Origin of the sequence: Enterobacter chuandaensis, assembly GCF_039718975.1 — a bacterium.
GTDB classification, from domain to species: domain Bacteria; phylum Pseudomonadota; class Gammaproteobacteria; order Enterobacterales; family Enterobacteriaceae; genus Enterobacter; species Enterobacter chuandaensis.
On sequence record NZ_CP097173.1, the window covers coordinates 3304349 to 3319900 of the forward strand.

15 protein-coding genes are annotated in these 15552 nt (G+C 56.9%); 1 reads left to right on the plus strand and 14 read right to left on the minus strand.

Going from position 1 to position 15552, the window contains the following annotated elements:
- Nucleotides 1-73 precede the first annotated feature (73 nt).
- From hisJ to pdxB, 12 genes are all read right to left on the minus strand, one after another.
- Nucleotides 74-856, minus strand: coding sequence for a histidine ABC transporter substrate-binding protein HisJ (hisJ, locus tag MX657_RS15980; protein WP_047367997.1), 783 nt, complete (start codon nt 854-856; stop codon nt 74-76).
- A 211-nt stretch (nt 857-1067) separates the two neighbouring features.
- Nucleotides 1068-1850, minus strand: a complete 783-nt coding sequence (argT, locus tag MX657_RS15985; protein WP_346806149.1) for a lysine/arginine/ornithine ABC transporter substrate-binding protein ArgT — start codon at nt 1848-1850, stop codon at nt 1068-1070.
- A gap of 283 nt (nt 1851-2133) precedes the next feature.
- On the minus strand, nt 2134-2703 hold the full coding sequence (locus tag MX657_RS15990; RefSeq protein WP_048958028.1) for a UbiX family flavin prenyltransferase: 570 nt from the start codon (nt 2701-2703) through the stop codon (nt 2134-2136).
- Between the two features lie 88 nt (nt 2704-2791).
- Nucleotides 2792-4309 (minus strand): amidophosphoribosyltransferase, encoded by a 1518-nt coding sequence (gene purF, locus MX657_RS15995; protein WP_014884664.1) that lies wholly within the window; start codon nt 4307-4309, stop codon nt 2792-2794.
- A 33-nt stretch (nt 4310-4342) separates the two neighbouring features.
- Nucleotides 4343-4831, minus strand: a complete 489-nt coding sequence (gene cvpA, locus MX657_RS16000; protein WP_000262116.1) for a colicin V production protein — start codon at nt 4829-4831, stop codon at nt 4343-4345.
- A gap of 252 nt (nt 4832-5083) precedes the next feature.
- On the minus strand, nt 5084-5764 hold the full coding sequence (dedD, locus tag MX657_RS16005) for a cell division protein DedD (protein ID WP_346806150.1): 681 nt from the start codon (nt 5762-5764) through the stop codon (nt 5084-5086).
- Nucleotides 5754-7022 (minus strand): bifunctional tetrahydrofolate synthase/dihydrofolate synthase, encoded by a 1269-nt coding sequence (gene folC, locus MX657_RS16010; RefSeq protein WP_346806151.1) that lies wholly within the window; start codon nt 7020-7022, stop codon nt 5754-5756. Before folC ends, dedD begins: the two co-directional genes overlap by 11 nt.
- Before the next feature lie 70 nt (nt 7023-7092).
- A complete protein-coding gene (gene accD, locus MX657_RS16015; protein ID WP_014884667.1) occupies nt 7093-7998 on the minus strand; it encodes an acetyl-CoA carboxylase, carboxyltransferase subunit beta in 906 nt (301 codons plus the stop codon).
- 154 nt (nt 7999-8152) lie between these two features.
- Nucleotides 8153-8812 (minus strand): DedA family protein, encoded by a 660-nt coding sequence (locus MX657_RS16020; RefSeq protein ID WP_061097521.1) that lies wholly within the window; start codon nt 8810-8812, stop codon nt 8153-8155.
- Nucleotides 8813-8840: 28 nt separating this feature from the next.
- On the minus strand, nt 8841-9653 hold the full coding sequence (gene truA, locus MX657_RS16025) for a tRNA pseudouridine(38-40) synthase TruA (RefSeq protein ID WP_119915426.1): 813 nt from the start codon (nt 9651-9653) through the stop codon (nt 8841-8843).
- Nucleotides 9653-10666 (minus strand): aspartate-semialdehyde dehydrogenase, encoded by a 1014-nt coding sequence (locus MX657_RS16030; protein WP_080328533.1) that lies wholly within the window; start codon nt 10664-10666, stop codon nt 9653-9655. Before MX657_RS16030 ends, truA begins: the two co-directional genes overlap by 1 nt.
- Before the next feature lie 67 nt (nt 10667-10733).
- Nucleotides 10734-11870, minus strand: coding sequence for a 4-phosphoerythronate dehydrogenase PdxB (gene pdxB / locus MX657_RS16035; protein ID WP_346806152.1), 1137 nt, complete (start codon nt 11868-11870; stop codon nt 10734-10736).
- A gap of 113 nt (nt 11871-11983) precedes the next feature.
- Between pdxB and flk the strand changes: the two genes are divergently transcribed.
- Nucleotides 11984-12988: a flagella biosynthesis regulator Flk gene (flk, locus tag MX657_RS16040; RefSeq protein WP_265194649.1), complete on the plus strand. Its 1005-nt coding sequence runs from the start codon at nt 11984-11986 to the stop codon at nt 12986-12988.
- A gap of 85 nt (nt 12989-13073) precedes the next feature.
- On the opposite strand, the gene MX657_RS16045 is transcribed toward flk, so the two are convergent.
- Complete coding sequence (locus MX657_RS16045; protein ID WP_252001979.1) at nt 13074-14252, minus strand: MFS transporter; 1179 nt, start codon at nt 14250-14252, stop codon at nt 13074-13076.
- Between the two features lie 68 nt (nt 14253-14320).
- The gene (gene fabB, locus MX657_RS16050; RefSeq protein WP_028016207.1) at nt 14321-15538 is read right to left on the minus strand and encodes a beta-ketoacyl-ACP synthase I; all 1218 of its coding nucleotides are present in this window, start codon (nt 15536-15538) and stop codon (nt 14321-14323) included.
- Between the last annotated feature and the right edge of the window lie 14 nt (nt 15539-15552).

Sequence of the window (15552 nt, forward strand, 5' to 3'; positions counted from 1 at the left end):
CGTATCGTGAGTGGTAAACCGTGTCTTATCCCCTCCCGCAGCGGGAGGGGCCGCACGTTATTTGACGGAGCGATTAGCCGCCGTACACATTAAAATCGAAGTACTTTTTCGCCAGCTTGTCGTAGGTGCCATCAGCGCGCATTTCAGCAAACGCTTTGTTCAGCGCCTCACGCAGTTCGTTGTCTTCTTTACGCAGGCCCATACCGGTGCCCACGCCAAAGAGCTTCTCGTCCTTAATGGACGGACCGCCGAACTTGTAATCTTTGCCTACCGGCTGCTTCAGGAAACCTTCGCTTGCCGCAACTTCATCCTGGAATGCCGCATCAATACGGCCTGCCGTCAGGTCTGCGTAAATATTTTCCTGACCCTGATAGGAGACGATTTCAATCCCCTTCGGTGCCCAGTGTTCGTTACCGTAGGTTTCCTGCGTGGTGCCCTGCAGCACGCCCACGCGTTTCCCTTTCAGCGACTCAAGCGTTGGCTGAATATCAGAAGATTTAGCCACCACCAGACGGGAATCGGCCGCATAGAGTTTGTCGGTGAAGGCAATCTCCTGCTGACGTTTCTCGGTGATGGAAAGCGAGGACATAATCACGTCGATTTTTTTGGCTTTCAGGGATGGGATCAGCGCATCCAGCGGGTTTTCGACGTAGGTACACTGCGCTTTGATGCGTTTGCACAGCTCGTTAGCCAGATCGATGTCAAAACCCACCAGTTCACCCTTTGAATTCTTCGATTCAAACGGGGCATAGGTTGGATCGGTACCAATACGGATTTTCTGCGGAATAGCTGCGAATGCCGCGGTGGCGCTGGAAAAGGCCAGTACCAGAGATAGTGACAACACGAGTTTTTTCATATTTGTCCTCAACAAACTGTCTTCATACGGTTTTTACGACGACGGGGTGGCATTAATGTGCCATTAATCCCCGCTGTCAGGCAAAGAATAATGCCTTCCAGACGGGAATTTTTGCATTATAAATGCTTAAGTATGCACGTGGCGACCCAATATGGTGCACACGTTGCACCATACTGAATCATCCACACCCGCGACGCACCATGTCGGTGCGTTAGTCACCGTAGACGTTGAAGTCGAAGTATTTTTTCGCCAGTTTGTCGTAAGTACCGTCTTTGCGCAGCTCCGTGAACGCTTTGTCAAAGGCGGCTTTCAGCTCTTTATCGTCCTTACGCAAGCCGATACCGGTGCCGTCACCAAAGTATTTTTTGTCTTTCACGGACGGTCCCGCAAAGGTGTAGTCTTTACCCGCAGGCTGCTTCAGGAAGCCTTCGCTCGCGGCGACTTCATCCTGGAACGCGGCATCCAGACGGCCTGCCGCCAGGTCAGAGTAGATCAGATCCTGGTTCTGGTAAGCCACCACGTCGACGCCCTTCTCGCGCCAGTTCGCATTCGCGTAACCTTCCTGGGTCGAACCCTGGAGCACGCCCACATGCTTGCCTTTCAGCGAGTCGATGGTCGGTTGAATCGGGGAGCCCTTGGCGGCAATCAGACGAGAATCCGCAGCGTAGAGCTTGTCAGAGAAGGCAATCTCCTGCTGACGCTTTTCGGTGATGGAGAGAGAAGAGATAATGGCGTCGATTTTCTTGGCTTTCAGCGACGGGATTAACGCGTCGAAGTCGCTGCCCACCCATGTGCATTTCACTTCCATACGTTTGCACATTTCATTTCCCAGATCGATATCAAACCCCACGAAATCGCCTTTCGCATCCTTGGAAGAGAATGGCGCGTAGGTTGCGTCTGTACCGATACGAACCGTCTGTGGAAGCGCTGCGTAGCTACCTGCTGCCGCACTTAACCCCACCAGCAAAGACAGAGCCAGAACCGTCTTCTTCATACATTTACCCTCAAGTACCGTGATTTTATTATGTATTGTGTTGTGTTGCAGGCTTCTCTTGCAGGTCTTATGCCACATTGCCGTCTGATCAAAACTTCGACGTTAAATATGTTAATAAAACGTTGCGATATTGCCTTAATGGTGAAAGATAGCAGGTCTGCCGAACGAACCGGAGAGAGAAAAAGGGAAAAAACGAATTAAATGTCGAGGATATGATCGCCGTTGCATAATTGCCCTGAAACAGGGCAACGTCTCTTTTCATGCACAGCATTTGTGCACAGTATCAGGCACCCTGCCAGCGGGTGAAGAGATCTTCCGGCAGGTCGATGTCAAACTGATCCAGCACGCGGTTAACGGTCTGGTTAATGACATCGTCCAGCGACTGCGGGCGATGATAGAACGCCGGAACCGGCGGCATGATCACCGCGCCCAGCTCGGCGGCCTGGGTCATCAGGCGAAGATGGCCCAGATGCAGCGGCGTTTCCCGCACGCAAAGCACCAGCGGTCGACGCTCCTTTAGCACCACATCCGCCGCGCGCGTCACCAGGGTGTCGGTATAGCTGTTCACAATCCCGGAGAGCGTTTTAATGGAACAGGGCAGGATAACCATGCCGGCGGTTTTAAACGAGCCTGAGGAGATGCTGGCGGCGATATCGCGCGCATCGTGGACTACGTCCGCCAGGGCCTGAACATCACGCAGGGAGAGATCCGTTTCAAGGGAGAGGGTCTGCCGCGCCGCCTGGCTCATTACCAGATGCGTTTCCACTTCTGCCACGTTCCGTAAAACCTGTAGCAGACGAACGCCGTAAATCGCGCCGCTGGCACCGCTAATGCCTATGATGAGTCGTTTCATGATTTCGCCCTTGCTGAATTCTGGGCTGACTGTGCAGGATTTTGCGGGGAGTTGCAAGTGAGGGCGAGCGCCCTCACCTGCAGAGAGATTAACCTTCGTTGTGCATCTCTAAGCTTTCGAGATCGTTTTGCAGCTGAACGGCTTTCGCATCGTCGTTGCGCAGCGAATCAAGATAGTCGAGGTACTGCTGGTCAACGTCTTTCGTCACGTAGACGCCGTTAAACACGGAGCATTCGAACTGCTGAATTTCCGGGTTCTCGGCGCGCACCGCGTCGATGAGATCGTTCAGATCCTGGAAAATCAGGCCGTCGGCACCGATGATCTGGCGAATTTCATCCACTTCACGACCGTGAGCGATCAGCTCGTTGGCGGTTGGCATATCAATGCCGTACACGTTCGGGAAGCGAATCTCCGGTGCGGCAGACGCCAGGTAGACTTTCTTCGCCCCTGCTTCGCGCGCCATCTCAATAATTTGCTCAGAGGTGGTGCCGCGAACAATGGAGTCATCCACCAGCAGAACGTTCTTATCGCGGAATTCCGCGCGGTTGGCGTTCAGCTTACGGCGCACGGACTTACGACGCAGGTGCTGGCCCGGCATGATAAAAGTGCGGCCAACGTAGCGGTTCTTCACGAAGCCCTGACGGTACGGCTTGTCCAGAATGCGGGCGATTTCCAGCGCGATATCGCAGGAGGTTTCCGGGATAGGAATAACCACGTCGATGTCGAGATCGTCCCACTCGCGGGCAATCTTCTCGCCAAGCTTCGTGCCCATATTCACGCGCGCGCTGTAGACGGAAATCTTATCGATGAAAGAGTCCGGGCGGGCAAAGTAAACGTATTCGAACAGGCACGGGTTGCTGACCGGGTTATCTGCACACTGGCGGGTAAACAGCTGGCCCTTCTCGGTGATATAGACCGCTTCGCCCGGCGCAACGTCGCGCAGGAACTCGAAGCCCAGGGTATCCAGCGCCACGCTCTCAGAGGCAACCATATATTCGGTACGGCCATCGCCGAGGTCGCGCTTGCCCAGCACCAGCGGGCGAATGCCGTTTGGATCGCGGAAAGCCACCATGCCGTGACCGATGATCATCGCCACGCAGGCGTACGCGCCGCGGATCTGGCGGTTGGTCGCGGCAATGGCAGCAAAGATGTTGTCTGCTTCCAGCGGGTAGTGGCGGAAGTTATCCAGCTCGCTGGCGAACACATTGAGCAGGATTTCTGAATCAGAGGTGGTGTTAATGTGGCGACGTTTCTCTTCGAACAGCTTCTTACGCAGCTCATGGGCGTTGGTCAGGTTGCCGTTATGGGCAAGCGTGATGCCATACGGTGAGTTGACGTAGAAAGGCTGTGCCTCAGAGGCGCTGGAACTGCCAGCAGTAGGATAACGAACGTGACCGATCCCCATATTACCTTGTAGACGCTGCATATGGCGGGCTTCAAACACATCGTTTACCAGGCCATTCGCCTTACGTAAACGGAAGCAGTTGTTTGCATCAATGGTGATGATACCCGCAGCATCCTGCCCACGGTGCTGAAGCACCGTTAACGCGTCATAAATCGACTGGTTTACCGGCATGAAACCGGCGATACCGACAATACCGCACATTCGTCTTTTCCTCGTTAAGCCACATCTCAGGGTTTATGCCCTGGGCAAAAAACTCGACGAGCTTTGCAGATAGTCAAAGAACCATCTGATGATGAAGCTGAACTCCGGAATGAGCTGCGATTTCTGCCAGTCTTCACTTTTGGAGAACCCGGTGAAGGTATCCAGGAAGAACAGGATCGCGGCCACAATCAGCACGCCTCGCAACGCCCCGAAACAGATGCCGAGCACCCTGTCCGTTCCTGACAGACCGGTTTTCTCGACCAGCTGACCTATCACGTAATTGACGATAGCGCCGACAATCAGCGTCGCGATAAACAGCACCGCGATGGCGATTCCATTTCGGACCAGTTCATCTTCAAAGCCCGTGAACCAGACAGACAGGTAAGTGTAGTAATGACTGGCAACAAAGAAAGCACAACCCCAGGTTACCAGCGATAACGCTTCACGAACAAAGCCACGGATCAGGCTAACCAGACAGGAAAAACCAATCACCGCAATGATGGCGTAATCAATCCAGACCATATGTGTCCCACGATTAAACGCCCTGTCATCCAGTTCGGGGCGAATTCTAACAGAAAAAGAAAACGTTTGCGTAGGGATTTCCTTCCCGCGCGTAAATAAAAAAGGCGCTGAAAAAATGTTCAACGCCCCTCACCCTAACCCTCTCCCCAAAGGGGAGAGGGGACTGTACGATGCAGTATGATACAAACGCGCTCGATGCGATTTTCACCCTCTCCCCTTTGGGGAGAGGGCCGGGGTGAGGGGGAAATCTTATCAGTTCGCGCTGTAGCTCATCACCACACCGCTCAACCCGGAGATCTGCTTCAGCTCACCCAGCGACCCTTTCAGTTTGTCTTTAGACGCTTCTGGCCCCACGAGGATACGGGTAATTTTACCCTGCACCGGCGTGGAAGGTGAAGTGTAAACACGGTATCCCGCACTGCGCAGTTTACCCACCACCTCATTCACCTTGTCCGCATTTTTCAGCGCACCGAGCTGCACCACGTAGGCTTTGCCCGTTGGGGCAGCAGCGTCCTGCTGCGTCGGTTTTGCTGGCGGAGGCGTCTCTGACGCTGCGGCGAGCTGTTCTGCCGCTTTATCACGCTGCGGTTTCGGCTTCGGTTTTTCAACAGGCTTAGGCTTCTCTACCGGCACCGGATCAATTTCAATGTTGTTATTCGCCGCCAGACGTGACGGATCGAGCGACGGTGCAGCGGCATCGCCCGCGCGAACTTCTTCCGCCGCCCCTTCAGGCGGCTGAGCAGGCAGCGCCTGGGTCGCCGCAGGCAGCATATCCGGCTCATCGCGGTCGCCCGGCTTCGGTACCAGCGGAATGGCTGCAAACTCGTCCTGATAATGCTTTTTCTGCCCGTCGAGCAGCCCGGGAAGAATAATCACCCCGAGCGCGACCAGCACAATGGTTCCTGTTAAACGGTTCTGAAACTTACTCGCCACCGGTTCTCCCCGCGTCCATCACTTCCATGACATGTGCCACCGTGTGGAAAGAGCCACACACCAGCACGGTATCTTCTGGTTTAGCCTCCGCCATCGCGGCCTGCCAGGCCTGCGCCACGCTACTGTAGATTGCGCCTTTGCCGAGATGTTCCATCAACTGCTCAGCCGTCGCGCCGCGCGGCCCCTCCAGAGGAGCACAATACCAGCTATCGACCACACTCTCCATGCAGGCCAGCGTTCCACCGATATCTTTATCATGAAGCATACCGATAACCGCCAGCACGCGCCCGGTTTTTGGTAACGATTTGAGACGTCCTGCGAGATACGCCGCCGCATGCGGGTTGTGCGCCACGTCGAGAATCAGACGCGGTGACTCGCTGACAATCTGGAAACGACCCGGCAGCAGCGCATTCTGAATGCCGTCGCGGATCGCCTGCTCGCTTATCGTTAATCCGCTGGCGCGCAGTGCCGCGAGCGCGGTTGCCGCATTCGGCTGCGGTACCTGCGGCAGCGGCAGGTTGTCCAGCGCGCCCTGCGCATCGCTGAAGCGCCAGCCGTTGTCCTGCACCTCATACTGCCAGTCAACGCCGCGGCGCAGCAACTGAGCGCCCTTCTCGTTTGCTACATCAGCGATGGTGTGCGGCATGTCTGGCTCGCCAACCACGGCGGGCTTATTCGCGCGGAAAATGCCGGCCTTCTCGCGGCCAATGCTTTCACGATCCGGACCCAGCCAGTCGGTATGATCCAGCGCGATGCTGGTGACCACCGCCACGTCCGCATCCACCATATTGGTGGCATCAAGACGTCCGCCCAGCCCCACTTCCAGGATCACCACGTCCAGCTGCGCCTGTTTGAACAGCCACAACGCCGACAGGGTGCCGTATTCAAAATAGGTTAATGAGGTTTCCCCGCGCGCAGCTTCGATAGCCGCGAACGACGCCGTATGGGCAGATTCCGCCAGCTCGCTGTTCTGCACGCGAACCCGCTCGATATAGCGGACCAGGTGGGGAGAGCTGTACACGCCAACTTTGTACCCCGCGGCCATCAGGACAGATTCCAGCGTGCGGCAGGTCGTACCTTTACCGTTGGTGCCCGCGACGGTAAACACGAAAGGCGCCGGTTTGAGCACGTCAAGACGCGTGGCGACCTGGCTTACGCGCTCAAGCCCCATATCGATGGTTTTACTGTGCAGGTTTTCCAGATAAGAAAGCCACGCGGCCAGGGGCGACGTGGCTTGGGGAATGCTTTTATTTTCCATAATGCCCGGTTGTCATTAACAGATTAGAAAGCAAAAGGGCAGCGCCAATCGGCCCTGCCCTTTTCAGTTATCAGGCCTCGGGTTCCTGATCCGGTACCACCACGCCTTCGCGCGGCTCATCCGGGTTCGGCGCAGGCAGATTCATCAGCTTCGCCAGGACGCTTGCCAGTTTCAGGCGCATTTCCGGGCGGCGGACGATCATATCGATAGCGCCTTTCTCAATGAGGAACTCACTGCGCTGGAAGCCCGGCGGCAGTTTTTCACGTACGGTCTGCTCGATAACGCGAGGACCGGCAAAGCCGATCAGCGCTTTTGGCTCGGCAATGTTCAGGTCGCCCAGCATCGCGAAGCTTGCAGATACGCCACCCATTGTTGGGTCGGTCAGCACGGAAATGTACGGCAGACCGCGCTCCTGCATTTTCGCCAGCGCCGCAGAGGTTTTCGCCATCTGCATCAGGGACATCAGCGCTTCCTGCATACGTGCACCACCGGAGGCGGAGAAGCAGATCAGCGGACAGTTGTCTTCCAGCGCCTGCTCAACGGCACGCACAAAACGTGCACCCACGACAGAACCCATTGAGCCCCCCATGAAGGAGAACTCAAACGCGGCGGCAACTACAGGCATCTCATGCAGGGTGCCTTTCATGACGATCAGCGCGTCTTTCTCGCCGGTCTCTTTCTGTGCAGAGGCCAGACGATCTTTGTATTTTTTGGAGTCGCGGAACTTCAGCACGTCTTTTGGCTCAAGCTCGCTGCCCAGTTCTACCAGAGAACCTTCGTCCAGCAGGCTATGCAGGCGGTTGCGCGCCGACATACGCATATGGTGGTCACACTTCGGACACACCTCAAGATTGCGTTCCAGCTCTGCGCGATACAGAACCTGGCCGCAGCTATCACACTTCGTCCATACCCCTTCAGGAATGCTCGCTTTGCGCGTTGGGGTAATGTTGCTTTTAATTCGTTCAATCCAGCTCATTGATAACCTTTCTGCCTGAACCTGGTCGTATGCCAGTTTTGCTGTAAGAGGCGAATAATGCCATTTTTGCCTCCAACAGACCATGAATGTTGCACATTAAAACATAACAGCCCGAAACTTTGGATAAAAAAGTGGTCGAACCGCCAGGGTGCATTTACTTCGCTTGCTTTGCCGCCGCGCGTTTGTGACGGATAATTTCGATGACGCCAGGCAGTACGGAAAGCACAATAATCGCTACAATCAGTAACTTAAGGTTTTCCTGAACCACCGGCAAATCGCCAAACAGGTAGCCTGCATAGGTGAACAGCAGCACCCACAGCAGTGCGCCTACCACGTTATACATCGCAAAATGACGATAGGACATATGGCCCATTCCCGCCACAAACGGTGCAAATGTGCGCACAATAGGCACAAAACGCGCAAGGATAATGGTTTTTCCGCCATGACGTTCATAGAAGGCATGGGTCTTGTCTAAATAGCTGCGGCGGAAAATTTTCGAGTCCGGATTGCTGAACAACCGCTCACCGAACACCCGCCCGATGGTGTAGTTGACCGCATCACCGATAATCGCCGCGACGATCATCAGCACGACCATCAGGTGGACATTCAGGTCATTGGTTGGCAGGGCAGATAACGCACCGGCCACGAACAGCAGCGAGTCTCCCGGCAGGAACGGGGTAACGACCAGACCGGTTTCACAGAACAGAATCAGGAACAGAATGGCGTAAACCCAGACGCCGTACTGCGCGACCAGCTCCGCCAGGTGAACATCAATATGCAGAATGAAATCAATCAGAAAACGTATTACATCCATATTGTCTAAGCCTTAATTGCACCTTTGTTTAGTCCGCTAAAAATAGCGGCCCCATTGGCGGCTTTGGCAGGTCAAACCGATCCGGATAGTCTACCGAAACCAGATACAGCCCTTCCGCTTTCGCCGTGGCTGCCGCAAGCGTTCTGTCCTTCGCTGCCAGCAGGTCTGCAATCCAGCTCTCCGGCTGGTGTCCGGCACCCACTTCCATCAGGCTGCCTACAATATTCCGCACCATATGATGTACAAAGGCATTGGCTTTGATATCCACCACCACATACGCGCCAAAACGACTGACGTTAATGTGCATGACGTTACGCCACGGCGTGCGGGACTGACACTGCACCGCACGAAACGACGTGAAGTCATTTTCACCAATCAGACACTGCGCCGCGCGATGCATACGTTCAGCATCGAGCGGTTCATAAAAATGCGTCACACCCTGGCTTAACACCGCCGGACGCAGACGCTGGTTGTAGATGACATAGCGATAGCGACGCGCGGTGGCGCTGAAGCGCGCGTGAAAATCATCCGGCACAGCTTTCACCCAACGCACCGCGATGTCACCAGGCAAATTCGCATTTACACCCAGCGTCCAGGCTGCATCCTTACGCACGGCGGTGGTTTCAAAGTGCACCACCTGCCCCGTGCCGTGAACACCCGCGTCCGTGCGCCCTGCACACAGGACGTTAATCGGCTCGTTTGCCACCTGAGAGAGCGCTTTCTCCAGTTTCTCCTGGACGCTGCGCACCTCATTCTGACGCTGCCAGCCATAGTATTTACTGCCATCGTATTCAATACCGAGGGCAATTTTATGAACCGGCTTTTGTTCCACTTCGGACATCAGTACAGATACTCCTGCACCAGCTTCTCAGCGATCTTGACCGCCATCAGCGCGCCGCCAAAGCGAACGTTGTCCGCAACGGACCAGAACTGAACCTGCTCCGGCATACCGTAGTCGTTACGCACGCAGCCAACGGAGAGATGCGCGCTGCCGGTAGCGTCGCCCACCTGGGTCGGGAATTCGCTCTCTTCGGAAAGGACAATGTCCTCACCGCGGCCAAACGCGTCGCGCGCTTCTTCAGCCGCCAGCGGACGCAGGGCTTCAAAGCCGACCATCTGCGCGTGGCCGTAGAAGACCGGGGACTGCACGACGCTGGCGGAGATCATCAGACCTTCATCCTGCAAAATTTTGCGGGCTTCATCGACGAGACGACGCTCTTCGCGCACGGAACCTTCACGATCCGGCAGCAGCGGCAGCATGTTGAACGCCAGCTGGCGGCCAAAGAAATCATCTTCGTCGATCGGGATGCCGTTCAGCAGCTTCGCACTCTGCCCTGCCAGCGCATCGACCGCTTTTTTACCGTTCGCCGACGCGGACAGCAGGCTGGTCACGGTAATGCGCGACAGGCCGCCGTCGTCGATCAGCGGCTTCAGCGCGGTCAGCAACTGGCTGGTCAGGCTGTTCGGTACCGCAATGACGTTACGGTTGCGGTAGTCAGCCAGCACAAACGGGTTGACGTCCGGGACCACCAGCGGCACGTCCGGCTCAAGGGAGAACAGACCACTCAGGTCGATCACCAGACAGCCTGAATTGGTCGCTTCTTCAATATAAGACGCCGTTGCCTCTGCACCCGCGGCAAAAAACGCCAGCTGCGCCTGGGTCCAGTCAAACGCGGCAGCATCCTGAACCATCACGGATTTACCGCCAAAACGCAGATGTTCGCCCGCACTGTCGGTGCGCGCCAGGGCATATATTTCTCCCACCGGGAACTGACGCTCGGCAAGGGTTTCGAGCAGGGCTTCACCCACAGCACCCGTGGCACCTAAAATGGCAATGTTCCAGCCTTCAGACATGGTGGTTTACTCCAGAAATAAAAAAGCGTCCCTGCCGGAGTATCCGACAGGGAGCATTAAGAAGACATTAATGCGCCGGGTGATGGACGGCGTTAAAACCCAGTTTTTTCAGCAATGTCGCAGCCGCTGCGTCATCGCACATCACATACAGGGAAGACCACTCGCGACGCTCAACGTAATTCTTGCGCAGCTTGTCAAACTCACCCGGGATCCACGCCACCTTACGCAGCAGTGCATCATCGCGGCGCACATCATACACCAAATGCACCAGCCTTTTCAGCGTTGCCTGATCGAGCGGGCCGTGCAGAGTGATGCGACCAAATTCAGGTGCGGGGAGTAAGGTATCCAGTGCCACCTGCTGCGGATGACCGATAAAGGCGCTGTAAGCTTCAAACACCTGCGTCGTGCCACGCGCTTTGCCTTCAAGCGTGTAACCGGCGATATGCGCGGTGGCTACATCCACCTTGTTCAGCAGCTCAACGTTGAGATCCGGCTCCGGCTCCCAGACATCCAGCACTACGCTGAGATCTTGCCCTTCATTCAGACATTTCAGCAGCGCGGCATTATCCACCACCGGGCCACGGCAGGCATTTATCAGAATAGTGCCAGCCTTCAAACGGCGAATTAGCGTCTCATCGGCCAGATGCAGAGACTTATACGGCCCCTCTTTAAACAGCGGCGTGTGGAACGTCAGCACATCGCACTGCTCAACCAGCTCATCCAGCGCGCGGAAATCCCCTTCCTCACCGTTGTCTTTGCGCGGCGGGTCACAGAGCAGCGTGCGGATCCCCAACGCTTCAAGGCGCTTTTGCAGGCGCCAGCCGACGTTACCCACGCCGACAATCCCCACGGTGCGGTCTTTCAGCGCAAAACCGTCGCGCTCGGCCAGCATCAGCAGGGAAGAGAAGACATATTCCACGACGGCAATGGCGTTACAGCCCGGCGCGGCGGAAAACCCGATCCCCGCCTGCTTCAGCCATGTATCATCCACATGATCGGTCCCTGCCGTTGCGGTTCCGACAAACTTGATCGCTTTACCGGCAAGCAACGCCTCATTTACTTTGGTCACCGAGCGCACCATCAGCGCGTCTGCGTCATCCAGTTCGTTGACCGGGATTGGGCGACCAGGGACAGCCTTAACGTTACCCAGGCGGCTAAACAGCTCACGGGCATAAGGCATATTTTCATCAACGAGGATTTTCACGTCTGAGTACCTGTTTGAGAGGAAGAAAACCTGCCAAGTGTGCCATAATCTGGCCGCCAGGCATATACGTATGCCGGGTTTACGCTGAGTTTTGACTTTAAGGATTTTTGACGATGCAGCCTATTTCAGGTACGCCGCCACGCCCTCCGGGTGAAGGCCCTGTCACGCCAAACGTTGCCGGTGAACAACCGCTATCCACGCAACAGCGCACCGTGCTGGAGCGACTGATCACGCGCCTGATTGCGCTGACTTCACAGCAAAACGCGGAAGTCTGGGCCGGGGTGAAGCATGATTTAGGCGTGAGAAACGATGCACCGCTGCAGTCGCGCCATTTCCCTGCCGCCGAGCAAAACCTGAACCAGCGTATTACTACCGCGCAGCAGAACCACACCACGCGCCAGATTGTCGCACAGCTGACCGAGCTACTGGGCCAGGGAAATAACCGCCAGGCAGTCAGTGATTTTATCCGCCAGCAGTACGGCCAGACCGCCCTGGGCCAGCTGACGCCAGACCAGCTGAAAACCGTGCTGACGCTACTGCAAAACAATCAGCTGACCATCCCGCAGCCGCAGCAGCGTCCGTCAACCGAGCGCCCGCTGCTGCCTGCCGAACACAACACGCTGAATCAGATGGTGACGAAACTGGCTGCCGCTACCGGCGAGTCGACGAAGCTTATCTGGCAATCCATGCTGGAACTCTCCGGCGTGAAGGACGGTGAGCTGATCCCGGCGAAGCAGTTTACCCATCTGGCGACCTGGCTCCAGGCGCGCCAGACGCTCAGCACTCAGAGCGCCCCTACCCTGCATAGCCTCCAGGCGGCGCTGAAACAGCCGCTGGAACCGCACGAGTTCGATATGATTCGGGATTACGCCCAACAGAACTGGCAGGCTACGCCGCAAACGGTGCTGACCACCGCGCAGGTGCAGGATGTGCTCAATCAGATCTTCGTTCGCCGCGCCGAGCGGGAAGGCGGCGCGCCGGAGGTAAGAAACATTCAGCCGATCTACAGTCCGCTGTTTGCGCCCGTTGTGGAGACATTCAGAACGCTCTCTGCCCGTCCGGGGCTGATGTTGATTGCGCTACTGATTGCGCTGGCGATTTTCTGGCTGGTTGCCTAAAACTGCCGGGTGGCGGCTACGCCTTACCCGGCCTACGGTTCGTGCGGTTGTAGGCCCGGTAAGCGGAGCGCCACCGGGCATAAAACTACGACCTGCGAAACGCCACCAGCGTCACCACAATCCCCACCACGGCAGAAACCGCACCGGCCAGGAAGACAGACGGGTAGCCAAACGAGGTGGCTAACACCCCGGCCAGCGGCCCGGTAATTCCGTATGAGATATCCTGAAACGCCGCATAGCCGCCCAGCGCCGTACCGCGCACCTGCGGGGCCACGCGTTTCACTACCTCCACGCCCAGCGCCGGGAAGATCAGCGAACAGCCGCAACCGGTAAGCGCCGCACCCAGCAGCGCAACGGAGGCGACCGGTGCCTGCCAGAGCAGCACCAGCCCAATGGTTTCAATCACCAGTGACGCTACCGCCACCTTCACACCGCCAAAGCGATCCGGCATCCAGCCGAACAGGACGCGCATAAGCACAAACGCGCCGCCAAACGCGGTAAGCGTAAAGCCCGCCATCGCCCAGCCGCGGCTCATAAAATAGAGCGAGACGAAGGTGCCAATCACCGCGAAGCCTACGCCCTGCAGCGCCAGCCCGAGTCCCGGCTGCCAGATCTGTCCAACTACACTCCAGAGGGATGGGCGCTCGCCTTTGTGAGCGGGCACCTTACGTACCGAACCGTTAAACGCCCACGCCAGCAGCGGCAATACCATCGTCGTTGCGGCCAGCGCCGCAAATCCAAACTGGCTATTGATGAGCAGCCCAAGCGGTGCGCCCGCGGCCAGCGCGCCGTAGATAGCCATGCCGTTCCAGGACATCACTTTGCCGGAACGCGCGGGTCCTACCAGCCCCATCCCCCAGGTCAGGGTGCCGGTCAGAAGCTGGCTTTCACCAAAGCCAAGGATTAAACGCCCTAGCACCAGCAACGCAAATTTATACGCGGCATCGACCGGCAGGAGAGCGGCCAGCAGCCACGCGCCGCCCGCCAGCCCGCAGGCAAACATGCCCTGCAACGCCGAGCGTTTTGCACCGTGCTGATCCGCCAGCCGACCGGCGTACCCGCGGGTTAACACCGTGGCTAAAAACTGAATGCCCACCGCAATGCCGACCAGGGTGTTGCCATAGCCCAGCTCCTGATGAACGAACAGCGGGATCACCGGCAGCGGCAGGCCGACGGTCATGTAGGTCAGGAATACCGCAAAGGCGATGCGGAAAAGAGAGAGGTTCCCAGAAGGAGTGCCCTTCTCGGGGGTAACAGCCTTCATGCATAACTCCGTGTTCAGGCATAAAAAAAGGGAGCCTTCCGGCTCCCTTCTATTATACATTCAAACGCTTATGCTTTCAGCTTGCGCATAACCAGCGTGGCGTTAGTGCCGCCGAAGCCGAAGCTGTTGGACATAACGGTGGTCAGCGTCGCGTCCATTGGTTTGGTCACGATGTTCAGGCCAGCCGCCTGCTCGTCCATCTCTTCGATGTTGATGCTTGGGGCGATAAAGCCGTTTTCCAGCATCAGCAGAGAGTAGATCGCTTCCTGCACGCCAGCCGCACCCAGAGAGTGGCCAGTCATCGCTTTGGTTGCGGAGATAGCCGGGCTGTTGTCGCCGAACACTTCACGGATCGCGCCCAGCTCTTTCACGTCGCCTACCGGCGTAGAGGTACCGTGGGAGTTCAGGTAGTCGATTGGGGTATCAACGCCGTGCATCGCCATCTTCATGCAGCGCACCGCGCCTTCACCGGACGGTGCAACCATGTCGGCGCCGTCGGACGTCGCGCCGTAGCCCACGATCTCAGCGTAGATGTGCGCGCCGCGCGCCAGCGCGTGCTCCAGCTCTTCAACCACAACCATACCGCCGCCGCCCGCGATGACGAAACCGTCACGGTGCGCGTCATAGGTACGGGAGGCTTTGTCTGGGGTTTCGTTGTACTTGGTGGACAGTGCGCCCATCGCGTCGAACTCACAGGCCATTTCCCAGCCCAGCTCTTCGCCGCCGCCAGCAAACACGATGTCCTGTTTACCCAGCTGGATCTGCTCAACCGCGTTGCCGATACAGTGTGCGGAAGTTGCACACGCGGAGCTGATGGAGTAGTTCACACCGTGGATTTTGAACGGGGTCGCCAGGCATGCGGAAACCGCAGAACCCATGGCTTTAGTGACCACGTACGGACCTACCGCTTTCAGACCACGCGGGCTACGCATGGCGTCAGCGCCGAATACCTGCGCTTTTGATGAGCCGCCGGAACCGGCAATCAGGCCCACGCGCGGGTTGTTCTGATAAACCTCTTCACTCAGGCCAGAATCTTTGATCGCTTCCTGCATGGAGAGATAAGCATAAATAGAGGCATCGTTCATGAAACGAACCACTTTACGGTCAATCAAACCGGTGGTGTCCAGTTTGACGTTACCCCATACGTGGCTACGCATACCAGAATCTTTAAACTCTTCAGAGAAAGTGATCCCGGAGCGTCCTTCACGCAGAGATGCCAGGACTTCCTGCTGGTTATTACCGATGCTGGAAACGATGCCCAGGCCAGTAATCACTGCACGTTTCATTCAATACCTCTGTA

Coding starts and splice junctions, on each gene's coding strand:
- hisJ (WP_047367997.1), bottom strand. CDS start 856: ATGAAAAAACTCGTGTTGTCACTATCTCTGGTACTGGCCTTTTCCAGC.
- argT (WP_346806149.1), bottom strand. CDS start 1,850: ATGAAGAAGACGGTTCTGGCTCTGTCTTTGCTGGTGGGGTTAAGTGCG.
- MX657_RS15990 (WP_048958028.1), bottom strand. CDS start 2,703: ATGAAACGACTCATCATAGGCATTAGCGGTGCCAGCGGCGCGATTTAC.
- purF (WP_014884664.1), bottom strand. CDS start 4,309: ATGTGCGGTATTGTCGGTATCGCCGGTTTCATGCCGGTAAACCAGTCG.
- cvpA (WP_000262116.1), bottom strand. CDS start 4,831: ATGGTCTGGATTGATTACGCCATCATTGCGGTGATTGGTTTTTCCTGT.
- folC (WP_346806151.1), bottom strand. CDS start 7,022: ATGGAAAATAAAAGCATTCCCCAAGCCACGTCGCCCCTGGCCGCGTGG.
- accD (WP_014884667.1), bottom strand. CDS start 7,998: ATGAGCTGGATTGAACGAATTAAAAGCAACATTACCCCAACGCGCAAA.
- MX657_RS16020 (WP_061097521.1), bottom strand. CDS start 8,812: ATGGATGTAATACGTTTTCTGATTGATTTCATTCTGCATATTGATGTT.
- truA (WP_119915426.1), bottom strand. CDS start 9,653: ATGTCCGAAGTGGAACAAAAGCCGGTTCATAAAATTGCCCTCGGTATT.
- MX657_RS16030 (WP_080328533.1), bottom strand. CDS start 10,666: ATGTCTGAAGGCTGGAACATTGCCATTTTAGGTGCCACGGGTGCTGTG.
- flk (WP_265194649.1), top strand. CDS start 11,984: ATGCAGCCTATTTCAGGTACGCCGCCACGCCCTCCGGGTGAAGGCCCT.
- MX657_RS16045 (WP_252001979.1), bottom strand. CDS start 14,252: ATGAAGGCTGTTACCCCCGAGAAGGGCACTCCTTCTGGGAACCTCTCT.
- fabB (WP_028016207.1), bottom strand. CDS start 15,538: ATGAAACGTGCAGTGATTACTGGCCTGGGCATCGTTTCCAGCATCGGT.